Source organism: Streptomyces agglomeratus (genome assembly GCF_001746415.1).
Classification (GTDB): Bacteria; Actinomycetota; Actinomycetes; order Streptomycetales; family Streptomycetaceae; genus Streptomyces; species Streptomyces agglomeratus.
The window spans coordinates 3,507,888-3,532,062 of the sequence record NZ_MEHJ01000001.1 but is presented as its reverse complement, the minus strand read 5'-3'; the positions used below and the strand labels follow the sequence as shown (position 1 = coordinate 3,532,062).

At 70.9% G+C, this 24,175-nt stretch carries 23 protein-coding genes; 15 read left to right on the top strand and 8 right to left on the bottom strand.

Annotated features, from left to right (window positions below; genetic code table 11):
* Positions 1 to 158 precede the first annotated feature (158 nt).
* Both AS594_RS15160 and AS594_RS15155 read right to left on the bottom strand, forming a co-directional pair.
* Positions 159 to 1,361, bottom strand: a complete 1,203-nt coding sequence (locus tag AS594_RS15160; protein ID WP_079144585.1) for a lipase family protein — start codon at positions 1,359 to 1,361, stop codon at positions 159 to 161.
* Between the two features lie 332 nt (positions 1,362 to 1,693).
* The gene (locus AS594_RS15155; protein WP_069935127.1) at positions 1,694 to 2,788 is read right to left on the bottom strand and encodes an AraC family transcriptional regulator; all 1,095 of its coding nucleotides are present in this window, start codon (positions 2,786 to 2,788) and stop codon (positions 1,694 to 1,696) included.
* Positions 2,789 to 2,883: 95 nt separating this feature from the next.
* Between AS594_RS15155 and AS594_RS15150 the strand changes: the two genes are divergently transcribed.
* A complete protein-coding gene (locus AS594_RS15150; protein WP_069932854.1) occupies positions 2,884 to 4,623 on the top strand; it encodes an AMP-dependent synthetase/ligase in 1,740 nt (579 codons plus the stop codon).
* A gap of 168 nt (positions 4,624 to 4,791) precedes the next feature.
* On the opposite strand, the gene AS594_RS15145 is transcribed toward AS594_RS15150, so the two are convergent.
* Positions 4,792 to 4,995 (bottom strand): cold-shock protein, encoded by a 204-nt coding sequence (locus AS594_RS15145; protein ID WP_003984261.1) that lies wholly within the window; start codon positions 4,993 to 4,995, stop codon positions 4,792 to 4,794.
* 291 nt (positions 4,996 to 5,286) lie between these two features.
* Between AS594_RS15145 and AS594_RS15140 the strand changes: the two genes are divergently transcribed.
* Positions 5,287 to 6,150, top strand: coding sequence for a menaquinone biosynthetic enzyme MqnA/MqnD family protein (locus tag AS594_RS15140; protein WP_069927540.1), 864 nt, complete (start codon positions 5,287 to 5,289; stop codon positions 6,148 to 6,150).
* A 12-nt stretch (positions 6,151 to 6,162) separates the two neighbouring features.
* Here AS594_RS15140 and AS594_RS15135 read toward each other — a convergent pair whose 3' ends face one another.
* Positions 6,163 to 7,554 (bottom strand): glycosyltransferase family 39 protein, encoded by a 1,392-nt coding sequence (locus AS594_RS15135; protein ID WP_240509013.1) that lies wholly within the window; start codon positions 7,552 to 7,554, stop codon positions 6,163 to 6,165.
* A gap of 223 nt (positions 7,555 to 7,777) precedes the next feature.
* On the opposite strand from AS594_RS15135, the gene mqnC reads away from it, so the two are divergent.
* The 6 genes from mqnC (at position 7,778) to AS594_RS15105 (ending at position 13,852) form a co-directional block, all read left to right on the top strand.
* A complete protein-coding gene (mqnC, locus tag AS594_RS15130; protein WP_069927539.1) occupies positions 7,778 to 8,974 on the top strand; it encodes a cyclic dehypoxanthinyl futalosine synthase in 1,197 nt (398 codons plus the stop codon).
* Between the two features lie 12 nt (positions 8,975 to 8,986).
* Positions 8,987 to 9,577: a hypothetical protein gene (locus AS594_RS15125; protein WP_069932856.1), complete on the top strand. Its 591-nt coding sequence runs from the start codon at positions 8,987 to 8,989 to the stop codon at positions 9,575 to 9,577.
* 86 nt (positions 9,578 to 9,663) lie between these two features.
* Positions 9,664 to 10,359: a demethylmenaquinone methyltransferase gene (locus AS594_RS15120; RefSeq protein WP_069927537.1), complete on the top strand. Its 696-nt coding sequence runs from the start codon at positions 9,664 to 9,666 to the stop codon at positions 10,357 to 10,359.
* Positions 10,360 to 10,368: 9 nt separating this feature from the next.
* Positions 10,369 to 11,280, top strand: a complete 912-nt coding sequence (locus AS594_RS15115; RefSeq protein ID WP_069927536.1) for a glutaminase — start codon at positions 10,369 to 10,371, stop codon at positions 11,278 to 11,280.
* Positions 11,281 to 11,384: 104 nt separating this feature from the next.
* Entirely contained in the window at positions 11,385 to 12,383 is a 999-nt protein-coding gene (locus tag AS594_RS15110) for a zinc ribbon domain-containing protein (protein WP_079148709.1), read from the top strand.
* Between the two features lie 185 nt (positions 12,384 to 12,568).
* Complete coding sequence (locus AS594_RS15105) at positions 12,569 to 13,852, top strand: geranylgeranyl reductase family protein (protein WP_069927534.1); 1,284 nt, start codon at positions 12,569 to 12,571, stop codon at positions 13,850 to 13,852.
* Positions 13,853 to 13,894: 42 nt separating this feature from the next.
* On the opposite strand, the gene AS594_RS15100 is transcribed toward AS594_RS15105, so the two are convergent.
* Positions 13,895 to 14,110, bottom strand: coding sequence for a DUF397 domain-containing protein (locus AS594_RS15100; RefSeq protein ID WP_069927533.1), 216 nt, complete (start codon positions 14,108 to 14,110; stop codon positions 13,895 to 13,897).
* Entirely contained in the window at positions 14,107 to 14,949 is an 843-nt protein-coding gene (locus AS594_RS15095; RefSeq protein WP_240509012.1) for a helix-turn-helix domain-containing protein, read from the bottom strand. The genes AS594_RS15100 and AS594_RS15095 overlap by 4 nt, the downstream gene beginning before the upstream one ends.
* Positions 14,950 to 15,297: 348 nt before the next feature.
* Between AS594_RS15095 and AS594_RS15090 the strand changes: the two genes are divergently transcribed.
* A complete protein-coding gene (locus tag AS594_RS15090; RefSeq protein ID WP_069927531.1) occupies positions 15,298 to 16,170 on the top strand; it encodes a hypothetical protein in 873 nt (290 codons plus the stop codon).
* A gap of 155 nt (positions 16,171 to 16,325) precedes the next feature.
* The gene (locus AS594_RS15085) at positions 16,326 to 17,501 is read left to right on the top strand and encodes a DUF4241 domain-containing protein (protein WP_079144588.1); all 1,176 of its coding nucleotides are present in this window, start codon (positions 16,326 to 16,328) and stop codon (positions 17,499 to 17,501) included.
* Here AS594_RS15085 and AS594_RS15080 read toward each other — a convergent pair.
* Positions 17,485 to 18,510: a helix-turn-helix domain-containing protein gene (locus AS594_RS15080; protein WP_069927529.1), complete on the bottom strand. Its 1,026-nt coding sequence runs from the start codon at positions 18,508 to 18,510 to the stop codon at positions 17,485 to 17,487. The genes AS594_RS15085 and AS594_RS15080 overlap by 17 nt on opposite strands.
* A 135-nt stretch (positions 18,511 to 18,645) precedes the next feature.
* Here AS594_RS15080 and AS594_RS15075 point away from each other — a divergent pair, with 135 nt between their 5' ends.
* A complete protein-coding gene (locus tag AS594_RS15075; RefSeq protein WP_069927528.1) occupies positions 18,646 to 19,515 on the top strand; it encodes an NAD(P)-dependent oxidoreductase in 870 nt (289 codons plus the stop codon).
* Positions 19,516 to 19,602: 87 nt separating this feature from the next.
* On the opposite strand, the gene AS594_RS15070 is transcribed toward AS594_RS15075, so the two are convergent.
* Positions 19,603 to 20,460 carry a C40 family peptidase gene (locus AS594_RS15070; RefSeq protein WP_069927527.1) on the bottom strand — a complete coding sequence of 286 codons (858 nt, stop codon included), beginning with the start codon at positions 20,458 to 20,460 and terminating at the stop codon, positions 19,603 to 19,605.
* 712 nt (positions 20,461 to 21,172) lie between these two features.
* Between AS594_RS15070 and AS594_RS15065 the strand changes: the two genes are divergently transcribed.
* From AS594_RS15065 to AS594_RS15050, 4 genes are read left to right on the top strand one after another with little or no spacing between them, the layout of a single operon-like run.
* Positions 21,173 to 21,532, top strand: a complete 360-nt coding sequence (locus tag AS594_RS15065; RefSeq protein WP_003956195.1) for an NADH-quinone oxidoreductase subunit A — start codon at positions 21,173 to 21,175, stop codon at positions 21,530 to 21,532.
* A gap of 18 nt (positions 21,533 to 21,550) precedes the next feature.
* Positions 21,551 to 22,105 carry a NuoB/complex I 20 kDa subunit family protein gene (locus tag AS594_RS15060; protein WP_069927526.1) on the top strand — a complete coding sequence of 185 codons (555 nt, stop codon included), beginning with the start codon at positions 21,551 to 21,553 and terminating at the stop codon, positions 22,103 to 22,105.
* Positions 22,102 to 22,824, top strand: coding sequence for an NADH-quinone oxidoreductase subunit C (locus AS594_RS15055; RefSeq protein ID WP_069927525.1), 723 nt, complete (start codon positions 22,102 to 22,104; stop codon positions 22,822 to 22,824). Before AS594_RS15060 ends, AS594_RS15055 begins: the two co-directional genes overlap by 4 nt.
* Positions 22,821 to 24,146, top strand: coding sequence for an NADH-quinone oxidoreductase subunit D (locus AS594_RS15050; protein WP_069927524.1), 1,326 nt, complete (start codon positions 22,821 to 22,823; stop codon positions 24,144 to 24,146). Before AS594_RS15055 ends, AS594_RS15050 begins: the two co-directional genes overlap by 4 nt.
* Positions 24,147 to 24,175: the final 29 nt, after the last annotated feature.

The window sequence follows — 24,175 nt, the reverse complement described above, 5'->3', positions numbered from 1 at the left end:
GTCGTGGATTTACTCCGGAGTAAGGTTACTCAGAGGTCAGGAACAGGTCGAGACGCCGGCGTCGCCGTACGCGCGGCCGGGCGACGCATGACAGAGGGGCGCCCGGCTGCGGGCGCCCCTCGGTGCACTTCCGTACCTCTACCGCACTGTCCCTGCCGCTACTGGCAGTTGCCCGGGGTGGGCTTGCCCGCGAAGCGTTCGCCCAGCCAGTCCATCGCCGGGAAGGCGCCCGCGGTCACCGCGCCGATGTGGCCGAGGAGCGGGTGCGAGCGCCAGTGGACGTTCGCGCCGCGCCCGCACCAGTCGGCGCGGAGCCGCTTTCCGACGGAGTACGGGATCAGCTCGTCGAGTCCGCCGTGGTAGAGGTAGACGGGGTGGCCGGGGGCGCGGGTGCCGACGTTCGACTCGCTGAGCCGCTGCTGCCAGTCGGGCTGCTCCAGCGGGTTCGTGACGGTGACTTCGGAGATGCGCTGGAAGAGACCCGCGACGGTGTCGACGGCGACGCAGTTCTTCTTCATGAAGTCGACGTAGACGCGTCCCTTGGTGTTGAGGTACTTGTCCAGATCCAGCTCGGGGAACGCCGCCTGCTGCCCGGTGGCGGCCATCAGGATCAGTCCCGCGCCGATGTTGCCGTCGTTGAAGTCGGCGACTTCGAGGAGATCGGCCGGTACGCCGCCGGTCGCCGTTCCCTTGACGTTGAGTTCGGGGGCGTACGAGTCGTGCAGTTCGGCGGCCCAGCTCGATGCCTGGCCGCCCTGGGAGTAGCCCATGATGCCGATGGGCGAGTCGTCGGCGAGACCGCTCCGCCCGGCTTCCGGGTGACGGAGGGCGGCGCGGGCGGCGTCGAGGACGGCGTGGCCCTCGGCACGGCCGACGGTGTACGTGTGGTCGCCCGGGGTGCCCAGGCCCTCGTAGTCGGTGACCACGACGGCCCAGCCGCGCTGGACCGCCTGGTTGATGAGGTTGGCCTCGACGGTGGTGCCCTTGGGGAACCCGGCACTCGGCGCGCACTGGTCGGCGAGCCCGACGGTCCCGACGGCGTACGTGACGAGAGGGCGCGGCCCGGTGCGCCCGTCCTTGGGCACGATGACGGTGCCGGACACGACGTTGGGGGCGCCCTTGGCCGTGGTGGAGCGGTAGGTGATGTGCCAGGCGTTGGTGTGGGTGGGCTGGTTGGGGAGTGGGTGGAAGGAGGTGGGGGCGGAGCTGACGAGGTCGCCGGGGGCGATGCGCGACGGCTCGGTGGCGAGGGCGGCGGGGGCGGCGGCGGTGAAGGCGAGGGCGGTGAGGACGGCTGCCGTTCTCGCCCGGAGGGGGAGGCGGGTGCGGATGGAGGTGCGGGTGCGGCTCGTGTGACTCATACGGCTCTCCCAACGTTCCGACGGGGGGCTGGGGTCGTTGCCGAGACGGTAGTGACTGACCGGTAGGTACGGAGCTGACCGGGAAGCTCAGCTTTGCTGACCCCGGATATCAACGACGCAGGGGTGAAGCAGGGACCGGGGGAGACGTGCAGGTACTTTCAGTGGCCACCCGGCCACCCGGCCACCTGGCCCCCCCTGGCCGTTGGTACGCCCTGCGCCTTCCGGCGCACAGACACGCACGCGCACCCGCGGACATCGCGCGACCCCCTGACCCGGAGGCGGGGAAGCCGAGTGAGTCACGGCCGCGAGCGGTCCGACGCGACCGCGGACGGTTACCTCCCGTCCGGCCGCCCGTGCCGATCCCGGAGCTCACCCGTACGGTCCCCTCCCCCCGCGTGGCCCTCCCCGGCCGGGCAACCGCCCACCCGGTACGCCCCCGGCGTCGTCCCCGTCCAGCGGCGGAACGCGCGGTGGAAGGACGTGTCCTCGGAGAAGCCGAGCCTGGCCGCCAGCTCCGCGATCGGCTCGCGGCCTTCCGCCAGCCCCGCGATCGCGGCGTCCCGGCGCACCGCGTCCTTGAGCTGCTGGAAGGACGTCGACTCCCGCTGGAGACGGCGCCGCAGCGTCGCCGGGCTGACCGCCAGCCGTGCCGCCGTCTCGCCGAGGGAGGGGAGCCGGGGGGACACCCGCAGGGCCTGGGCCAGGGCGTGACGGACCTGTTCGGCCACCGTGGTGCCGTACGCGCGGCGGCTGAGAAGCTCGAAGGGAGCGCGGCTCAGCATCACGTGCAGCTCCGACTCGTCCCGTACGAGCGGGGCGCCGAGCCAGTGCGCGTCGAAACCGGCGCCCGTGCGCCCGGCGCCGAAGCGGACGGGGCAGCTGAAGAGGGTGGCGTACTCGTCCTCGTGCGGCGGTGGCGGATAGTCGAAGTCGGCCCAGCACAGCGGGATGCGGCGGCCTATCAGCCAACTGCACAGCCGGTGCCAGATGATCAGCAGGCACTCGGTGAGGAACCGGTCCTCGTCGCGGTCCGGAGCGCCCCGGACGGTGAACGCCGCCCCGCTTCCCGCCCGTCGCAGTTCGAGGTCCGGGCCGCCCGGGAACAGCCCGTAGAAGGCCGTACCGCGCTCGATCGCCGCCCCCAGGTCCCGGCAGCCCAGCGCGGCGTAACACATCATCGCGAACGTGCCCGGTCTGCTCGGCACGGAGGCCAGCCCCAGGAACTCGTCCTGCGTGGCCCGGTACAGCGCCCGGAAGAGGCCGGCGAACTGCGCGGCCGTGACGCGCGCCCGGTCGTCGCCGAGCAGCAGCGGCGGGATGTTGCCCGCCTGGAGCAGCGGCACGGTGTCGAGGCCACGGCGCTCGGCGCCGCGCAGCACGGCCCGTACGTGGTGCACGGTGATCGTCCGCTTGGCCGTGGTCGCCATGGTGAACGACGGTAGCGGGGATGAGCGGCAAGGTCAGTGGTGGTGACGTTTCCCGTCATCCCCCGTGACCCCCGGCCGTACCTACCGTCGGACGCATGAGTCGAACTCGACGGCCCAAGACGCTCGCGGTGTTCACCGAGTGGACGGGTGCGCGGTACGGGGACCATCCGGCGTTGCGGGCGAAGGGACGGCCACCCGTCTCGTACGCTGAACTGCGCGACACGGTCCGGGCGATCGCCCGCGGACTGATCGGTCCGGGCACCGGGGTCCGGGCGGGCGACCGCGTGGCGATCCTCTCCGAGACCCGCGCCGAGTGGACGTACGCGCACTTCGCCGTCCTCGCGGCGGGCGCGGTCGTCGTGCCCGTGTATCCGACGGCGGGCGACCAGGAGCTGGCGTGGGTGCTCGGGGATTCCGGCGCCACAGTCGTGATCTGCGAGAACGCCGAGCGGGCGGCGCGCGTGGAGGGCGTACGCGCCAAGGCCCCGGCGGTGCGGCACGTCCTGCTGATGGACGAACTGCGCGCGCTGCCCGGTCCGGCCGCGAGCACGGACGAACTCGCCGCCCGGGCCACCGCCGTCGCGGACGGTGACCTGTCTGCGATCGTCTACACGTCGGGCACCACGGGACCGCCGAAGGGCTGCCGCCTCACCCACGGCAACCTGGGGGCCGTCCTCGACGCCAACCTCGATCTGATCGGCGGCGGGCCGGGAGACCGCACGTACCTCTATCTCCCGCTCGCCCACCTCCTCGCCCAGCTCATCGAGTTCACGACTCTCCTGTACGGCGGCGAGCTCTGCTATTTCGGCGGACGCGTCGAGGACGTGGTGAGCGAGCTGGCCGAGGTGCGGCCGACGCATCTGCCGTCCGTGCCCCGGCTCTTCGAGAAGGTGCACGCGGTGGTGCGGTCGCTCGCCGAGTCGCGGGACGGCGGACGCGAGCGGTTCGAGGAGGCGGTACGCATCGGGCTGCTCGCGGCGCGGGGGCGGCTTCCGGACGCGTTGCGGGCCTCCTACGAGGAAGCCGACCAGCAGCTCTACAGCCTGGTCAGGGCCGCCTTCGGCGGGCGGCTGCGGTGGGCGCTGACGGGGGCCGCCCCCATCGCGCCCCAGACCATGGACTTCCTGCGGGCCTGCGGCATCGAGGTCTTCGAGGGGTACGGGATGACCGAGTCGGGCGGTGTCATCTCGCTGAACCACCCCGGCGCGGTCCGTTACGGGACGGTCGGCCGGCCCGTCGCCGGCTGCGAGGTGCGGATCGCGGACGACGGCGAGGTACTGGCGCGCGGGCCGATGGTCTTCCCCGGTTATCACGGGAACGAGGAGGCCACCCGCGAGACCGTCGACGCCGACGGCTGGCTGCACACGGGGGACCTCGGCGCGCTGGACGCGGACGGCTACCTGACGATCACCGGCCGCAAGAAGGACCTGATCATCACGTCCGCCGGCAAGAACCTCACCCCGTCACTGGTCGAGACGGCCGTCCAGCAGCAGTCGCCGCTCGTGGCCCACGTGGTGATGGTGGGCGACCGTCGCCCGTACCCCGTCGCGCTGATCACCCTCGACCCGGAGGAGGTCGCCGCCTGGGCGGCTCGCGAGGGCCGCGACCCGGGCGACGGGGAGGCCCTGCGGGCGGTGGTGCGGGCGGCGGTCGACGCGGCGAACGCGCAGGTGTCGCGGCCGGCACGGCTCCGCGCCTTCGCCGTGCTCGACGAGGACTTCACGGTGGCGGCCGGCGTGCTGACGCCGACGCTGAAGGTCCGGCGGCGGGCGGTCGCCGCCCGGTACGCCGCCGAGATAGAGGCGCTGTACGCGGCGGGCGCCGACACCGGCTGACAGCGCCCGTCACCACGCGGCAGGCACGAGCCCCGTACCCCGGCCAGGAGGAGCCCCGTACCCGGACAGGGGAGTCCCGTACCCCGGACAGGCAGGAGCCCCGTTCCTCGCGGAACGGGGCTCCTTGGGTACTGCATACTCCGACCGCGATCAGGTCGGCCCGGGCAACTAGACCGGGGTGACGTTCTCCGCCTGCGGGCCCTTGGGGCCCTGCGTGACGTCGAAGTTCACCTGCTGGTTCTCCTCGAGGGAGCGGAAACCAGACGCGTTGATCGCGGAGTAGTGGACGAAGACATCCGGGCCGCCGCCGTCCTGGGCGATGAAGCCGAAGCCCTTTTCAGCGTTGAACCACTTGACGGTTCCGGTAGCCATAAGCCCTCCTATGGGCCAAAGGGTTGCCCTGCTCCAGAACCTGCAAAGAAGTCTGAAAACTACAAAAGCCTGCGGGTCACATGCTCCGCAGGCTCTGTACTGCAAGGGAAACCAAACTGCAACTTGCGGCGAGCGTAGCACGCACTTCGAGGAGAGTGGAAGAGGGAAAGATCACGTCACCCGGAAGTTTGACGGCGTCTTCCCGCAGGTCGTTCGGAAGTCGCCGAGTCGCCGAGTCGCCCCGACAGCCCCGCCGTCGGGCGCGGCGGCGGACAGGTCTAGCCTCGCGATGTGGACAATTCAACTGCTGTCGACCACCGTCGCAGCCGGCCACGTGTCGGCCACATCCAGTTCCTGAACTGCCTGCCCCTTTACTGGGGGCTGGCCCGTACCGGAGCGCTTCTCGATTTCGAGCTGTCGAAGGACACCCCTGAGCGGCTCAGCGAGCAACTCGTGCGCGGCGATCTCGACATCGCGCCCGTCACCCTCGTGGAGTTCCTGCGCAACGCCGACGATCTGGTGGCCTTCCCCGACCTCGCGGTCGGCTGCGACGGCCCGGTCATGTCGTGCGTGATCGTGTCCCAGGTGCCGCTGGCGCAGCTCGACAGGGCGCGGGTCGCGCTCGGTTCGACCTCGCGCACGTCGGTGCGGCTGGCGCAGCTGCTGCTGGCCGAGCAGTACGGCGTACGGCCCGACTACTACGCGTGTCCGCCCGACCTCGGCGTGATGATGCAGGAGGCGGACGCGGCCGTACTGATCGGCGACGCGGCGCTGCGGGCCGCGCTGCACGACGCGCCCCGACTCGGCCTGGAGGTCCACGACCTGGGGCAGATGTGGAAGGACTGGACGGGGCTGCCGTTCGTCTTCGCCGTGTGGGCGGCGCGCAAGGACTACCTCGCGCGTGAGCCGGGCGTCGTGAAGAAGGTGCACGAGGCGTTCCTGACCTCGCGCGACCTGTCCCTGGAAGAGGTCGGCAAGGTCGCGGAGCAGGCAGCGCGCTGGGAGGTCTTCGACGCGGAGCTGCTGGAGCGCTACTTCACGACCCTCGACTTCCGGTTCGGCCCCGACCAGCTGGCGGGCGTACGGGAATTCGCGCGAAGGGTCGGTCCGACGACCGGTTTCCCGGCCGATGTCACGGTCGAACTGCTCGGCTGAGCCGGTCGCCGTTCAGCGCCCGCAGGCTCCCCGGCGGGCGTAGAGAGTGACCTGGGCGCCCTTCACCCGGGCCCGGGAGCACGCGTCGAAGTGCCGCCGCAGCGTCTCGCGCTTGACGGCCTCCGCCGCGACGGTGTCCTCCGGCTGCCCGGCGGGATCGCTCAGTACGACGATGCGGCCGGCGGACAGCATCCGGGCGCGGATCCGTTCGGGGGACGACTCCCGCCCCTGCAAGGTCCCGGAGGCGGCGGGGGCCTCCTCCAGCGCCAGATCGACGAGGCCGTCGAAGTGGCCGGGGTAGGAGAGCATCCACTCGCGCCGGCGGGACGGAGCGAAGACCACTCCGTCGCCCTCCCCGGCCACCTCCCGCACCGCGTTCGCGATGGCCGCCACGTCGTCCTTGCGGCTGTCGGGGGTACGCAGGTGAAACGTCACCGGCAGCAGTGCGAGCACCAGCCCGGCGCTCACGGCCGCTCCCGCCACCCGGACCCGCTTGCGGGCGTGGCCGAGGGCCCGGTCCAGGGCCGTCCCGGCCAGCACGGCGAGGCCGATGTCGCAGTACAGGACGTACCGGTCCACGTACATCGGCCGGTGCAGCGAGGCGAGCAGGAGCGCGGCCGTCGGGACGATCGCCAGGGGCAGGGCGAGGAGGTTCAGGGCGCGCGGCCCCGCGCCGGCCGGCGGGTACGCGGCACACACCCCCACCAGCACCGCGACACCCGCGATCTCCAGCCACTCCAGAGCCGTTGGACCGCCGATCCAGGAGACCTGGCCGGACTGGCCCGTACTGAACACCACCAGGGGCAGGAGCCCGAGCGTCACGCACCCGGCGGCCACGGCCCACGCCCGCTTCGCCCGTGCGGCCCACGGCGAGAGCGCCACGGTGATCCCGTGCGCCAGGAGGACGAGCACGGCGAACTCGTGGAGCCAGCCCGCGACCGACAGCGAAACGGCGTAGGCCACCCAGGAGGCGCGGGACGGCCGGGCGGACGAGCGCGCGAGCAGATACGTCGCGAAGGCGACCAGCGCGCACACCATCGCGTACGAGCGCCCCTCCTGCGCGTACATCTGCACCTCGGGAGTCACCGCGAACGCCGAACCGCTCAGGAGGCCCGCTCGCGGGCCGGCCAGGCGGCACGCGGTCAGCCCGACCAGACCGGCGGCCACCGCCATCGCGAGGACGGAGGGGAGCCGCAGCGCGATCAGCCCGCCGTCCCAGACGGCGAAGAGGCCGTGCATGACGAAGTAGTAGAGGCCGTGCACGGCGTCGGCGGCGTCCAGCAGGTCCCGGATCTCGGCCGGGGTGCGGTGCGCGACCTGGTACGTCACCGACTCGTCGCGCCACATGGAGCCCTGGCGCCGTATGCCCCACAGGCCCATGACGAGCGTGAGCAGCGCGGGCACCAGCACGGCCCCTCGCGCGGTGACCGCCCGCCGCCCCCGAACAGCCTCCGGCGCGGCCACCGGCCGTGCCCGTTGTCCGACCTGTGCCATCCGCTCCGCCCCCCAGCATGAGCGGGCCACACTACTGGAGGGCCGGGCGCGACGACCGGGCGCCCGCTGCCGGCTCCAAGGGCTGGCGTAGGCTGGGCCGGTCCGTCCACACCCTGCCGAAAGGGACACTCCGGTGACTGAGAAGGCCGACCTCACAGCCGTCCTCGACCGCGCCGCTGAGGGTGGGCGGATCACCCCGGAAGAGGCGCTGGAGCTCTACCGCCACGCGCCGCTGCACGCGCTGGGCCAGGCCGCCGACGCGGTGCGCCGCCGCCGCTACGCCGGTACCGAGCACATCGCGACGTACATCATCGAGCGGAACATCAATTACACGAACTCGTGCGTCACGGCGTGCAAGTTCTGTGCCTTCTACGCCGCGCCCAAGAGCGACAAGGTGTGGACCCGCGACCTCGACGACATCCTGCGCCGCTGCGCGGAGACCGTCGAGCTCGGCGGTACGCAGATCATGTTCCAGGGCGGTCACCACCCGGACTACGGCGTCGAGTACTACGAGGAGCACTTCGCCGCGATCAAGGCGGCGTACCCCCAGCTCGTCATCCACTCCCTCGGCGCGTCCGAGGTCGAGCACATGGCCCGCATCTCCGGCGTGAGCGCCGAGGACGCGATCCGCCGCATCCACGCCGCCGGTCTCGACTCGTTCGCGGGCGCCGGCGCCGAGCTGCTGCCCGAGCGGCCGCGCAAGGCCATCGCGCCGCTCAAGGAGTCCGGCGAGCGCTGGCTGGAGATCATGGAGCTCGCGCACCGCCTGGGCGTCGAGTCGACCTCGACCATGCTCATGGGTACGGGCGAGACCAACGCCGAGCGCATCGAGCACCTGCGGATGATCCGCGACGTACAGGACCGGACGGGCGGCTTCCGCGCCTTCATCCCGTACACCTACCAGCCGCAGAACAACGCGCTGAAGGGCCGCACGCAGGCCACCCTCTTCGAGTACCTGCGCCTGATCGCCGTCGCGCGTCTCTTCCTCGACAACGTCGCGCACATCCAGGGCTCCTGGCTGACGGTCGGCAAGGAGGTCGGCCAGCTCTCGCTGCACTACGGCGCGGACGACCTCGGGTCGATCATGCTGGAGGAGAACGTCGTGTCCTCGGCGGGGGCCAAGCACCGGTCGAACCGGATGGAGATCATCGATCTCATCCGCAAGTCCGGTCGCGTGCCCGCGCAGCGCACGACGACGTACGAGCACATCGTCGTGCACGACGACCCGGCGAACGACCCGGTCGACGACCACGTCGTCTCCCACCTCTCCTCCACGGCCATCGAGGGCGGCACGGCGCACCCCGAGCTGAAGATCCTCAGCACCAACTAGGAGCCGGGCGCCGTGCTGACGATCCACCGCCCGCTCGGAGGCGTCCGGCCCGCCGCGGATCACCCGGGGCAGGAGCGGACGGACACCGGGCACGCGGTCGTCGTGGACGGGCGGCGCCTCGCCGCCGTCGGGCCGTACGAGGAGCTGTACGCCGCGTACGGCGACCGGGCCCGCGTCCGCGAGTGGGACGGCCTGCTCACCCCCGGCCGGTACGAGCCGGACGCCGCCGCGCTCCTCGGGGCCGCCTACTGGCCCGACCCGCGCGAGGCCGACGCCCTGGGTACCGAGCCCCTGACCGGCGCCGCTCTCGACGCGCTGGACCTGACCGGCGCCCGCTGGGGTGCCAGCGCCCGGCGCGGGGTGCAGCGGCTGCTGGCGCGCGGCACGACCGTACTAGCCGGCCCGTTCACCCGGCCGGAGGTCCGCAACGCCGTGGAGCGGTCCGGCATCCGGTGGTACGAGCAGGCCCCGGACACGGCGCCGCCACGGACGCTCGCTCCGTCCGGTGCCGCCGACTTCGCCGTGTTCGCGGGGGAGAGCGGCGACGGGCCGTGCCTGGTCACCGTGCTCGACGGGCGGCTGGTGTACCGCGGGCGGGTGTGACCCCGTCCGCGCGGTACGGCCGGGGCACGCGGCGAAGGCCGATTCCGCTGACGGCCGCTTCGGGACGTACTGCTTGAATACGGAGCATGACCCGCGCATCCCTGAACAAGCAGCCGCACGAAGTCGCGTCGATGTTCGACGACGTGGCGGCGAACTACGACCTCACCAACGACGTCCTCTCGCTCGGGCAAGACCGGGTGTGGCGCAAGGAGGTCGCCAGGGCCGTGAACGCCCGCCCCGCGCAGAAGGTCCTCGACCTCGCCGCGGGCACGGCCACCTCCTCGCTCCCGTTCGCCGCCACCGGTGCGTACGTCGTCCCGTGCGACTTCTCGCTCGGCATGCTGCGCGAGGGCAAGAAGCGCCACCCGCACCTGCCGCTGACGGCCGGTGACGCGACGAAGCTGCCGTTCCGCGACGACGTCTTCGACGCGGTGACCATCTCGTTCGGCCTGCGCAACGTGCAGGACACGGACGCGGCGCTGCGCGAGATGTACCGGGTGACCAAGCCCGGCGGGCGGGTCGTGATCTGCGAGTTCTCGCACCCGACCTGGGCCCCGTTCCGCACGGTCTACACCGAGTACCTGATGCGCGCGCTGCCGCCGGTCGCGCGGGCGGTCTCCAGCAACCCGGACGCGTACGTCTACCTCGCCGAGTCCATCCGCGCCTGGCCCGACCAGCCGGCGCTGGCGTCCCGGCTCCAGCAGGCCGGCTGGTCGAAGGTCGCCTGGCGCGACCTGACGGGCGGCGTCGTGGCGCTGCACCGCGGCACGAAGCCGCAGTAAGAGCTCCCCGTGGACTACCAGTCCGTCCTGGAGCGGATCGCGAACGACGTCGCGCCCCAGATCGGCCGCGGCCGGCCCGCCGAGTACATCCCGGCGCTCGCCGCCGTCGACCGGCGCCACTTCGGCATGGCCGCGGCGGACATCGACGGCCGGGTGTACGGCGTGGGCGACTGGCAGCGCCCCTTCTCCACCCAGTCGATCACCAAGGTCTTCACGCTCGCGCTGGTCCTGGCCACGGGCGGCGACGACCTGTGGGCGCACGTGGGCCGCGAGCCGTCGGGGAACCCGTTCAACTCCCTGGTCCAGCTGGAGTACGAGAACGGGATCCCGCGCAATCCGTTCATCAACGCCGGGGCGCTCGTCGTGACGGACCGCCTCCAGACCCTGACGGGCGACGCGAGCAGCGAACTCCTCGGCTTCCTCCGCCAGGAGAGCGGCAATCCGGACCTGGCCTTCGACCCGAAGGTCGCGGAGTCGGAGTCCGCGCACGGCGACCGCAACGCGGCCCTGGCCCACTTCATGGCGTCGTACGGCAACATCACCAACCCCGTCCCCACCCTCCTCGACCACTACTTCTGGCAGTGCGCGATCGAGATGAGCTGTGCGGACCTGGCGCTGGCAGCCCGCTTCCTGGCCCGCCACGGGATACGGGCGGACGGCTCGCGCCTGCTGACGCGCAGCGAGGCGAAGCAGATCAACGCGGTGATGCTGACGTGCGGGACGTACGACGCGGCCGGCGAGTTCGCCCACCGGGTCGGGCTGCCGGGCAAGAGCGGTGTGGGCGGCGGGATCGTCGCGGTGGTGCCGGGGCGGTGCACGCTGTGCGTGTGGAGCCCGGGGCTGGACGCGCGCGGGAACTCCGTGGCGGGGGTGGCGGCGCTGGACCGCTTCACGACCCTGACGGGCCTGTCGGTCTTCTGAAGGGGCGCCGGGCGACGCCGGACCGGAGTGGGCGGTGCTGCGCGGCCAACGGGCGCTCGCGCGAACGTGGTTGACGCCGGTCGCCCGCCGGGCAAGATGGGGCCATGCCGCTGCACTGCCCGCACTGCGGGACCGAGGTCTCCGACGACGCCCGTTACTGCCTGAGGTGCGGCCGCGAACGGCCACAGCCGCAGTACGTCCCTCCCGTACCGCTGGAGGCGATGGAGACCGCGACGGCCGCCCCCGCGCCGCCCCACCCGGTGCCTCACACGCCCCCGCCGGTGCCTCACACGCCCCCGCCGGTGCACCACACGCCCCCGCCAGTACCCCTGCCCGCGCCGTCGCCCGTGCCCGCGCCCGCGTCGCGCAGGAGTCCGGTGCGGGTCTGGGCGGTCACGCTCACGGCCGCCTTCCTCATCGGCGGCGGCGCGACCGCCGGGGTGATGCTGCTGAGCGACGACGACGGCGCCGGGCCGTCCCAGTCGCGGGACGACAAGCCCCTCGTGGTCACGAGCGACGCCCCCACGGAGGAAGCGGCGACCCCGCCGGCCTCCGACGCTCCCGCGTCGCCGCCAGCCACCACCGCGACGCCCGGGCAGGAGATCCCCGACCCCCCCGAAGTCCGCGAGACCACGGCGCCCCCTCCCGCCCCCGAAGCCCCTGCCGGCTACCGCCGGGTGTCCGACCCCGCCGGCTTCTCCCTCGCCGTCCCCGACGTCTGGTCCCGCCAGGGCGCCGACCGGGGCCAGATCACCTACGCCGGCTCCACCGGCATGGAGCACCTGCTCATCGGCGTCGTCCGCAACGCCCCGTACGCCTCGTCGTACGACAACTTCCTCACCATCGAGAGGAAGGCCCGGGCGAACCAGAAGGACTTCCGCCGCCTGCGCCTGGAACACAACACCTTCCAGGGCCGTCCGGGAGCGATCTGGGAGTACACCTTCACGGACAAGCAGACGGGCGAGACGCTGCACGCCATCGACCAGGGCTACATCGCGGCGAACGGCACCGACTACTCGATCTACACCAAGGCCAGGGACCGGGACTGGCCGTACGCCCGAAGGACCTTCGAAACGGCACTCGCCACCTGGAGCCTCGACTGACCTCCGACTGACCTCCGGGCGGCCTCCGGCCGACATCTGGCCGACCCCCGACCGACCTCCGGCGGGGGCACGCGCCGACTCCACGCCCACCCTTCCGAAGCGCCGTCCGCACCCCCCAATAGACTGCCTCTGACCTGTGCCCCCAGGGCACGTACGCGATGTCGAGTCTTACGGGAGATCCCGCCGTGACCGAGCCCCTCTCCGAGCACACCGCAGATGTGATCGTCGTCGGGGCCGGACCCGCCGGCTCCACCACCGCCTACTACCTGGCGAAGGCGGGACTCGACGTCCTGCTGCTGGAAAAGACCGCGTTCCCCCGCGAGAAGGTCTGCGGCGACGGTCTGACGCCGCGCGCCACCAAGCAGCTCGTCTCGATGGGCATCGACATCTCCGAAGAGGCGGGCTGGCTGCGCAACAAGGGCCTGCGCATCATCGGTGGCGGCGTCCGCCTCCAGCTCGACTGGCCGGAGCTCGCGTCGTACCCCGACTACGGACTCGTCCGCAAGCGCGACGACTTCGACGAGCAGCTCGCCCGCCAGGCCCAGAAGGCGGGCGCCCGCCTTTACGAGCGCTGCAACGTCGGCGAGCCGATCGTCGACCCCCGCACGGGCCGGATCACCGGCGTCAACGCCAAGCTCGGCGAGGAGAAGACCCCGGTCACCTTCCACGCCCCGCTGGTCGTCGCCGCCGACGGCAACTCCACCCGCCTCTCCCTCGCCATGGGCCTGCACCGCCGCGAGGACCGCCCGATGGGCGTGGCCGTACGCACGTACTTCACCTCCCCGCGCCACGACGACGACTACCTGGAGTCGTGGCTGGAGCTGTGGGACCGGCGCGGCCCGCAGGACCGGCTGCTCCCCGGCTACGGCTGGATCTTCGGCATGGGCGACGGTACGTCCAACGTCGGCCTGGGCATCTTGAACTCCTCCAAGGCGTTCAAGGAGCTGGACTGGCGCGAGGTGCTGAAGGCGTGGTGCGCGTCCATGCCGGCGGACTGGGGCTACACCCCGGAGAACATGACGATGCCGATCCGTGGCGCGGCGCTCCCGATGGCCTTCAACCGCCAGCCGCACTACACCAAGGGCCTGCTGCTGGTCGGCGACGCGGGCGGCATGGTCAACCCGTTCAACGGCGAGGGCATCGCGTACGCCATGGAGTCGGGCCAGATCGCCGCCGACGTCATCGTCCAGGCGACCGCCCGCGCGACCCCCGCCCAGCGCGAACTGGCCCTCCAGTCCTACCCGAAGGTCCTCAAGGAGACGTACGGCGGCTACTACACGATGGGCCGCGCGTTCGTGAAGCTCATCGGCAACCCGAAGGTCATGAAGCTCGCCACCCAGCGCGGCCTGACGCACCCGGTGCTGATGAAGTTCACGCTGAAGATGCTGGCCAACCTGACCGACCCGACGGGCGGCGACGCGATGGACCGCATCATCAACGGCCTGGCGAAGGTCGCACCGAATTCCTGACGAGCCCCGCAGTATGAGTGCTCACCGCTTGGCGGTGAGCACTCAGCCGCGCGGCAGTCGGTCGTCCTTCACGGCGGTGACGAAGGACGACCAGGCGGCCGTGCCGAAGGTGAGTGCGGGGCCGCCGGGGATCTTGCTGTCCCGCACCGGCATGACACCGGGCAGACCGTCGGCGACCTCGACGCAGCTCCCGCCGTCCGCGTTGCTGTAGGACGACTTGCGCCATGCGGCGGCGCACAGGTCGTGGGCTCTGCTCATGCTTTGTAGTCCTCCGCCACCGATTCGATCAGGGACAGGGACGCCTCCGGGGACAGCGCGGCGGCCCGGATCAGATCGTAGGACAGCCGGTACTTGGCCACCATGGCGGGAGTGTCCAACAGCTGTCCCGAGTACTGCCCTTCCGAGTATGCGACCGGCGGTGCCTCCGCGAACGTCATGAGGGCGAACATGCTGCCACTCGCGGCGTGCGCATTGGCGCTGAAGGGGAGCACCTGGACCAGGATCCGTTCGTCGTGCGCGAGGCGGCCGATGTGCGTCAACTGCCGTGCCATGAGGGCTTCTCCACCCACGGGCACCCGGAGCACGGTTTCGTGCAGCACGGCCCACAACACCGGTGTTGTGGGATTGTCGAGCAGCGCCGCACGGTCTGTTCGCGCCCTGACCCGCGTCTCCACCAGCGTGCTGTCCAGCAGGAGTGGTGCGGAAGGCGCCATCAGTGCCCGTACGTACTCCTCGGTCTGCAACAGGCCCGGCACGAGCGTGGGGGCGTACTCGCTGATGGTGACGGCCTCTACCTCAAGCTCGGCAGCGTCGGCGAAGTAGGCGGCGTGCGGACTGCTGTCGATCAGCTCCTTGCACATGCGGGCCAGGAGCCCGTCCGTTCCCAGTTCGCTGTCGATACGCCGGGCGAGGTCGAGCTGAGGCTTGCGGACGGCCGCCTCGATCAGGCCGATGTACGTCCCCGAGACGTAGACCCGCTCCCCGAGCTGTTGCTGGGTGAGCGACACCGCTTCTCGCCGCCGCTTGAGTTCTGAGCCGAAGAACGGCCATCCGACCTTGCCCTGCGCGAAGCTCAGTCCCCTGTTGGGCTTGTTCACCATTGAACTCCCATGCGTGTCAACACCGTTGTCGCCCGCCGTTCCGTCCATCGTATGTGCAGAGCGCAACGACCGGACACGGAACGTGACAGTGCGGCCCCCGGGGGCTTGAGCTTCGGGCGGCGAGGGTCGAGATTCTTTTACTGGGAATGGGGGGTGGGACTGTTCCCGCCCACCCTCCCTGCGGTGCGCCAACTCGGCGGCGTGTCATGGCGGGTGACGTTTCGTGACCGTGTCGCCACGTACCGCTGTCGCCGTGTAGCGTGCGGCACGACGAAAACGACCCCCATGCGGTGGTGGAACACCGCACAGGGGTCTGACCAACAAGATCGTTACGAGGTCGATCTCATGGCTGCTCAGCAGCTTAGTCCCGCCCTGCACGCCCCCGCCCATCCGATGGCCAAGCCCGGGTTCGGGAAACGGTCCGCCCCCGACCAGGAACCCCGCCGCGCCCGCGATTTCGCACATCTGCCCAAGCGTGAAGCGGCCGTCGCCGGTTACATCGACCGGCTGCCCGACGGCGCCGACATCTCCATCAAGGCGCTGGCCAGGGAGCTGGAGGGCTACGGGCAGTGCGCCATCGGCACCGTTCTGCGGCGGCTCTCCGAGGCCGGGCACCTGCGGCGCGTGCGCCGGGACGTGCAGGACGCGGAGGGTGCGCGGTGGGTCTTCCGGACCTTCTTCACACGCACGCCCCGCCCCGACGCCTGGTGGGCCGCGTTCCTGGGGGGCGATGTTCCGCAGTCCGGGCTGGCCGACCCCGCCCCCGTACAGGAGCCGGAAGCGCGCGGGCACGACGCCCTCGCGCGACTCGTCCACCGGCATCCGCAACTCGCGCTGTCGGCAGCGGAATGCGAGGCGCTGGCCGCACTGGCCGGGGAGTGGTTCCGGCGGGGAGCCACCGAGGCGCAGCTCGTGCGGGCCGTCGCCTCGATGCTGCCCGACCCCGTCCGGCACCCCTTCGGCTTCGTACAGAACCGGCTGGTCAAGCGGCTCCCGCCCGAGCCGCCGGCTCCGGTCCGGGGCACGTACGTCATGGAGTGCACCGACTGTCAGGCCCCAGGCACGCCGCAATCCCTGTCCGGCGGCCTGTGCCGCATCTGCCGCAGCGAGCCGTACGTACGCCCGGACGACGGCCGCCTCCCGGCGGAGGTCGTGGGCGGCAAGGCCGAGCGGCTGAGGAACACGGTCCGTACGCACAAGCTCCACTGGGCCCGCTGACGCCCGCGCCGCGCATCGGTGTCGGACCCGGCCGCTAGTTTTGTCGCCATTGCTGGAACGACACGAGGCGGTACGGGGTGGGCGGGTCGGGAGCGGTTGTAGCGGTGTCCTGTGCGGAGGGATGGGACTTCGCGGCGTGTGAGGTGCGCGGACCGATGAGCCGCGAGCGGGCCGCCGCGCGGGACGGCGCCGGGCTGCCGTACGTCGTGGTGTTCCGGGTGGCGGGGCGGGCGGCTCCGGTCGAGGTGTGGCTGGTGTCGTGGCAGGACCACTACCTCGGGGTGTGGGGGTACGACGAGCCGGGGCGGCGGACCGACGAGTTCGACCTGCGGCTGCTGGACGGCGACCGGCTGCTGCGCCGGTACACGAAGAGCCGGCAGTACGACGGGCCGGACGCGGCGGAGTTCGACGAGGACCGCTGCCGCGTCGACGCGCTGGAGCTCTTCGCCGACGGCGGGGCGGTCCGGACGACAAGAGCCGGCCGGTCCGGAGGCTCCCTCTCCACCCGTCCCTCCATCGGGGACGAGCAGCGTTGGCGGGCCCGGCCCGCGTTCGGGGAGTGGGAGCCGTTCACCGCCGGCAAGCAGGGGTTCGACGGGTTGCCGTTGGTCTTCGAGGGCGACGCGGCACCGCTGACGGAAGGCCGGGCCGGCAAGAAGGCGGAGCCGTGGCTCCCGCCCCGGCCCGCCCGGCCGCTCCACCTGGACGCGCTGTTCCGGCCGGGGACCCGGCTGTGGACGAGTTTCGAACCGATGACGGTCCTCGACGTCCGCCCGGTGGGGACCGTACGCGTACCCAGCGGGCGCCTCGTCGTCGACTGCCCGTGGACCGGTGACGGGCGCGAACTGACCGTCGGGGTCCCGGCCGGTGAGTACGTCGTGGAAAGTGCCTGGACCCACTGCGCGTACGAGTTCATGGGCGCGCACGTCGAGCATGAGGACACACCGGCCGTCCGGCTGCGCGTGAGCGACGAACCGGTGGCCGAGTGGGAGATGGGGCTCGCCCCGGAGGACGACCTCAGGGTCCTGCCGGACGGCCACGCCTATGGGTTCAGTACGGACGTCGCCGCCGGAAGCTTCGCGGACGGCGCCGCCTGGCAGCCCCTCTCCGAGCCCTTCCGGCAGGCGGCCGGGCAGCGGGCCGTCGAAGCGGAGGAGCTGGGTAACGGCTTCCTGCGCACGACGGAGGAGGCGCTCTCCGCCGACCTGTTGTCGTTCTGCACCGACGGAGACGGCACGTATGCCGTCTGGGTGGGGAGGTCGGAGTCCGGCGACGTCGCCGCCGTCGTCGTACAGACCGGACACCTCCCCGACCTCAAGGTGCTCGACTGACCAGGAGCTCTCGCTCTCCGGCCGTGCGGTGCCCGCCCGTGCGGTGACCGGCGAAATTGCGGCGGTAGTCGCTGGGGGAGACCCCGATGTGCTGCGTGAAGTGGCGGCGGAGGTTCGCCGCCGTACCGAGTCCGCATTCCTCGCTGACGCGGTCGATCGGGAGGGCGGTCGTTTCGAGGAGCGACTGCGCGCGGGACAGGCGGCGGGCCAGCAGCCACTGGAGCGGGGTCGTGCCGGTCGACTGCTGGAGGCGCCGGTAGAACGTGCGCGGGCTCATGCGGGCCCGGCGGGCCATGTCCTCGACGGTGAGCGGCTCGTGGAGACGGGACGTTGCCCACTGGAGCGCCGGGCCCAGACTGTCGTCGTCGGTCTGCGGCACGGGCTGGTCGATGAACTGGGCCTGCCCGCCCGTGCGGTGGGCGGGCACGACCAGGCGCCGGGCCAGTTGGTTCGCGACCTGGGCGCCCAGATCGCACCGGACCAGGTGCAGGCAGAGGTCGAGGGCGGCGGTGGCGCCCGCGCTGGTGAGGACGTTGCCGTCGTCGGTGTAGAGGACCGAGTCGTCGACCAGGACCTCGGGGTGGCGCGCGGCGAGCGCCGCTGTGTGCTGCCAGTGGGCGGTGGCGCGGCGGCCGTCGAGCAGCCCGGCGGCGGCGAGCGCGAAGGCGCCGGTGCACAGCGACACCATCCGCGCCCCCGAGTCGGCGGCCGCTCGCAGCGCTTCGACGAGTTCGGCCGGTACGTCCTCACCGCCCTCGGCGCACGCTTCGGGGACCGACGGCACGATCACGGTGTCCGCCCCGGCGAGCGCGTCGAGCCCGTGCGGTGTGCTGACGGAGAAGCCCGGGGCGGGGGCTGCTTTCTTCATGCCGCACAGGCGCAGGTCGTACCAGGGGTCTGCGAGGTCCGCGTGCCTGATGCCGAAGACCGTGCAGGCGATCGACAGTTCGTACAGCTCCCAGAGCGGAATGCCGGATTCCTCGACCACGGCCACGGCGACGGTGTGCATGCGCACGAGCGTACGACAGGGGTGGCAGGAATTTTGCGGAGACGGGCAGTCCTGCCACTGTCGGCGGGCGGTGGTCACTGCGAGGGTTGATCTCGCCAAGAAACCACGCACACCGCACAATTGGGGGATTTGCTTATGAACCGCGAAGACGTCACGGTCCTCGGTCTCGGACAGATGGGTACGGCCCTCGCGGACGCCCTCCTCGCCGCCGGACACAACACGACGGTGTGGAACCGCACCCCGGCGAAGGCCGGGCCGCTGGTCGCGCGGGGCGCCACGCTCGCGGCCACGCCCGGCGAGGCAGTCTCGGCCGCCGGACTCGTACTCGTCTGCGTACTCGACTACGACGCCGTACGCGCGCTCCTGGAGCCGGTGACCGGATCGCTCGCCGGCCGTACGGTCGTCAACCTCACCTCCGGCTCGCCCGAGCAGGCCAGGGAGACGGCCGCCTGGGCCGCCGGACACGGCTTCGGCTACCTCGACGGCGCCATCATGTCGACGCCGCCCGGCGTCGGCAGTCCGGCGAGCATGTTCCTCTACAGCGGCTCGCCCGCAGCCTTCGCGGTCCACCGCGAGACCCTGGCCGCGCTGGGCGAACCCGTCGACCTCGGCGAGGACCCGGGCGTAGCCGCGCTCTACGACGTCGCGCTGCTCGGCGTCATGTGGGCGACGCTGAGCGGCTGGCTGCACGCCACGGCCCTGGCGGGCGCCGACGGCGTGGCGGCGACGGCCTTCACCCCGGTCGCGGTCCGCTGGCTGACCGGCGCGGTGACGGGTTTCATGGGGGCGTACGCCGAGCAGGTGGACGCCGGCCACTACCCGGGCGACGACGCCACACTCGACGTACACCGCGCGGCGATCGGGCACCTGGTCCACGCGGGGAGGGACCGGGGCATCGACGGGCGGCTGCCCGAGCTGTCGCAGGCGCTGATCGAGCGGGCGGTCGTCGGCGGGAACGGCTCGGACAGCTATGCGCGCCTTGTTGAGTTGTTCCGCAAGGGGTGAGCGTGGGCGGTCGTCCAGTGAACGCACGACGGAGGGCCGTCGTTCCCGGGCGTGGGAACGACGGCCCTCCGTCGTACGGAAAGAAACTCAGAGCACCCGGACCGCACCGCTCGCGGGGTAGCCCGAAAGGTCCTGAATGACGACGCCCTTGCTCGGGTTGGCGGCGTCGAGGTACTGGCCGTCACCGATGTAGACGCCCACGTGGTACGCCGATCCGGCGCCGCCCCAGTAAAGGATGTCCCCGACCTGGAGGTTGGACGTGCCCACCTGGGTCCCGGCCACCGACTGGTCCTGCGAGACCCGCGGAAGGTCGATGCCCACGGTCTTGTACGCGGCCTGCACGAGGCTGGAGCAGTCCCAGGCGTTGGGGCCGGAGGCACCCATGACGTACGCGTCGCCGAGCTGCGCCTTGAGGAAGGCGACGACGGTCGCGGCGTTGCCGCTCCCGGTGGACGCCGAGGAGCCGACGGACGCGGACGCACCGGTTGACGTGTCCGCGGAGGCGCTGAGCGTCGTACGCTCCGAGGAACGCGAGGCGCGCTCTTCCGCGGCCGCCTTCTCGGCCGCTTCCTCAGCGGCCTTCTTCTTGGCGGCCTCTTCGGCCTTCCGCTTGGCCTCGGCCTCGGCCTTGCGCTCGGCCTCCGCCTTGTCCTTCTTGGCGGCCTTCGCGGCCTTCGCGGCGGCTTCGTCCTGCTGGGCCTGGAGGTCGTAGGCGTGCGCGACCTGCTGGGTGGCCTCGGCGGAGACGGCGACGGTGTTCGCCAGGTCCGCGGTGAGGGTGGGCATTTCGATGGTGGCGGTCACCGGCTCGGCATTCGCCGGCCCGGCAGCACCCGCCACCGCGATGGTGCTGAGGACGCCACCGGCAACTCCGGCACGGAGCGCGACCTTGGAGGCGCTACGACGGGGTTTCCGGTGGCTGGGTATGTGAGCGGTGAGGGACATGGGACAACCGCTATCAGGCGTTCGCGGTTCCCTTCAAGAAACGTGTGCTGCGCCACAGTTGCGCTCTGACGGCTTGAATCCGGCTTCTGCCGGGCTTTATTGACGCCGTAACGGGCAATACGGGCATCGGTGATCATGCCTGTGATCATGGGCTTTCCGCATTACGTCCCAATTGCCCGGCGCCTACCATCCGTTCACACCATTGGCCAAGCCCGCTTTTGTGGAGCCCCCGGCCGAGTGGCACAGGTCACAGATCGGCAACCCTTTGCGGCCTCGTCGGCTCGTGAACGCGCGCACGCGTCCACATTCGTCCGCCGGGCTCCCCCGCAGTGATGAGGCGGCATTCCCATATCACTCACGGGCCTCCCCGTGCGAGTTTGCCTGTAGGTGCCATCGCTTGATAGCGCACACCCCTTGCGACCAGCGGTAACACCATCGTTTGTCACGTCTGGTAGCCACTCGTGCACTTCGCGTATGAAGATCGCCGCACAGTCGCCTTGGTGATCGTTCGTCTGGTGGTGGAGATCACAAAGACGTTGTCGCAACCCGTGTCGCAGATCACAGACCGGCAGGCATAAGATGCGAAGCAGCCGGGCTTGTGAACTGCCTCACATATACGTGATCTTCGCGTGGCGAAGATCGCCGGGGCGGCGTCAGACGCAGGCCCGGGGTGCGGTCCAACGGTCAAGGACGACTGGAAGGAGCGAGGAGCGTGAATGCCTACGCGCCCATCCTCGTGCTCGGCGCCCTCGGGGCTGGGTTTGCGATCTTCTCCGTGGTCATGGCCACGCTTATCGGCCCAAAGCGCTACAACCGGGCAAAGCTTGAAGCGTACGAGTGCGGCATCGAACCGACGCCCACACCCGCCGGTGGCGGCCGCTTCCCCATCAAGTACTACCTGACGGCGATGCTCTTCATCGTCTTCGACATCGAGATCGTCTTCCTCTACCCCTGGGCCGTCTCCTTCGACGCCCTGGGGCTTTTCGGGCTCGTCGAGATGCTGCTCTTCGTGCTCACCGTCTTCGTTGCCTACGCGTACGTATGGCGGCGCGGCGGCCTGGAATGGGACTGAGGGGCTGAGGGGTCACCAATGGGACTCGAAGAGAAGCTGCCCAGCGGCTTTCTGCTGACCACCGTCGAACAGGCCGCGGGCTGGGTGCGGAAGTCCTCCGTCTTCCCCGCGACCTTCGGCCTCGCCTGCTGCGCCATCGAGATGATGACGACGGGCGCCGGCCGGTACGACCTGGCCCGCTTCGGCATGGAGGTCTTCCGCGGTTCGCCGCGGCAGGCGGACCTCATGATCGTGGCGGGACGGGTCAGCCAGAAGATGGCGCCGGTGCTGCGGCAGGTCTATGACCAGATGCCGAACCCCAAATGGGTCATCTCCATGGGCGTGTGCGCCTCTTCAGGCGGAATGTTCAACAATTACGCAATTGTGCAGGGTGTTGATCACATTGTTCCTGTTGATATCTATTTGCCCGGCTGCCCGCCCCGCCCCGAGATGCTGATCGACGCGATTCTGAAGCTCCACCACAAGATTCAGAACTCCAAGCTCGGCGTGAACCAGGAAGAGGCGGCCCGCGAGGCGGAGGAGGCGGCCCTCAAGGCGCTCCCCACCATTGAGATGAAGGGGCTGCTGCGGTGAGCGAGCAGAACAACGAAGCCCCCGGGAACAACGGCGTCCCCGCCCAGCGCGACGACACCGGCGAGATCATCGGCGTGCGCCGGGGGATGTTCGGCGCGAAGAACGGCGGCGACACGACCGGCTACGGCGGGCTCGTACGCGTCGTCTCGCTGCCGGGCGCCACCTCGCGCCCGTACGGCGGCTGGTTCGACGAGGTCGCCGACGAGCTCGAAGGCGCACTGGAGGAGCAGGGTCTCGTCCCGGAGAACGCCATCGAGAAGACGGTCGTCGACCGCGGCGAGCTCACCTTCCACATCGCCCGCGAGCACCTGGTGCAGGTCGCGCGGACGCTGCGCGACGACCCGGCCCTGCGCTTCGAGCTGTGTACGGGCGTCAGCGGCGTCCACTATCCGGAGGACAAGGGCCGCGAACTGCACGCGGTCTACCACCTGCGCTCGCTCACCCACGGCCGGCTGATCCGGCTCGAAGTGAGCGCCCCGGACAGCGACCGCCACGTGCCCTCGCTGGTCTCGGTCTACCCGACCAACGACTGGCACGAGCGCGAGACGTACGACTTCTTCGGCCTCGTCTTCGACGGGCACCCCGCCCTCACCCGGATCATGATGCCGGACGACTGGCAGGGCTTCCCGCAGCGCAAGGACTACCCCCTCGGCGGCATCCCCGTCGAGTACAAGGGCGCCCAGATTCCCGCTCCGGACCAGCGGAGGTCGTACTCGTGACCACCCCACCCGCATCAGCGCGCGAGACCACCGAAGGTCCCGTATATACAGTCACCGGCGGCGACTGGGACGAGGTCGTCCAGGCGGCGACCAAGGCCGACGACGAGCGCATCGTCGTCAACATGGGCCCGCAGCACCCGTCGACGCACGGCGTGCTCCGGCTCATCCTCGAAATCGACGGCGAGACGGTCACCGAGGCCCGCTGCGGTATCGGCTACCTGCACACCGGCATCGAGAAGAACACCGAATACCGGAACTGGACGCAGGGCACCACCTTCGTCACGCGCATGGACTACCTGACGCCGTTCTTCAACGAGACGGCGTACTGCCTGGGCGTCGAGAAGCTGCTCGGCATCGAGGAGCAGATCCCGGACCGGGCGAGCATCATCCGCGTGATGCTGATGGAGCTCAACCGGATCTCCTCGCACCTGGTGTGCATCGCCACCGGCGGCATGGAGCTGGGCGCCACCACGATCATGATCTACGGCTTCCGTGATCGTGAACTGATTCTCGATGCCTTCGAGCTGATCACCGGTCTGCGCATGAACCACGCGTTCATCCGGCCCGGCGGCCTCGCCCAGGACCTGCCCCCCGGTGCGATGGACCAGCTCCGCGAGCTCGTGAAGACCATGAAGAAGAACCTGCCGGAGTACGACAAGCTCGCCACCGGCAACCCGATCTTCAAGGCCCGCATGCAGGACGTCGGATACCTCGACCTGACCGGCTGCATGGCGCTCGGCGCGACCGGCCCGGTCCTGCGCTCGGCGGGCCTGCCGCACGACGTGCGCAAGAGCGACCCCTACTGCGGATACGACACGTACGACTTCGAGGTGGCGACCGCCGACACCTGCGACTCCTACGGCCGCTTCCTGATCAGGCTCGAAGAGATGCGGCAGTCGCTGCGGATCGTCGAACAGTGCCTGGACCGGCTCCGCGAGCCCGGCCCGGTGATGGTCGCCGACAAGAAGATCGCCTGGCCCGCGCAGCTCGCGCTCGGGCCCGACGGACTCGGCAACTCGCTCGACCACATCAAGAAGATCATGGGCACCTCCATGGAGGCCCTGATCCACCACTTCAAGCTGGTGACCGAAGGCTTCCGGGTCCCGCCCGGCCAGGCGTACGTCACCGTCGAGTCGCCCCGGGGCGAACTCGGCGTGCACGTCGTCTCCGACGGAGGCACCCGCCCCTACCGGGTCCACTTCCGCGACCCGTCCTTCACCAACCTCCAGGCCATGGCGGCGATGTGCGAAGGCGGCCAGGTCGCCGACGTCATCGTCGCCGTCGCGTCCATCGACCCCGTGATGGGAGGCGTCGACCGGTGACCGCCACACCAGCGAATCAAGAGGTGAGC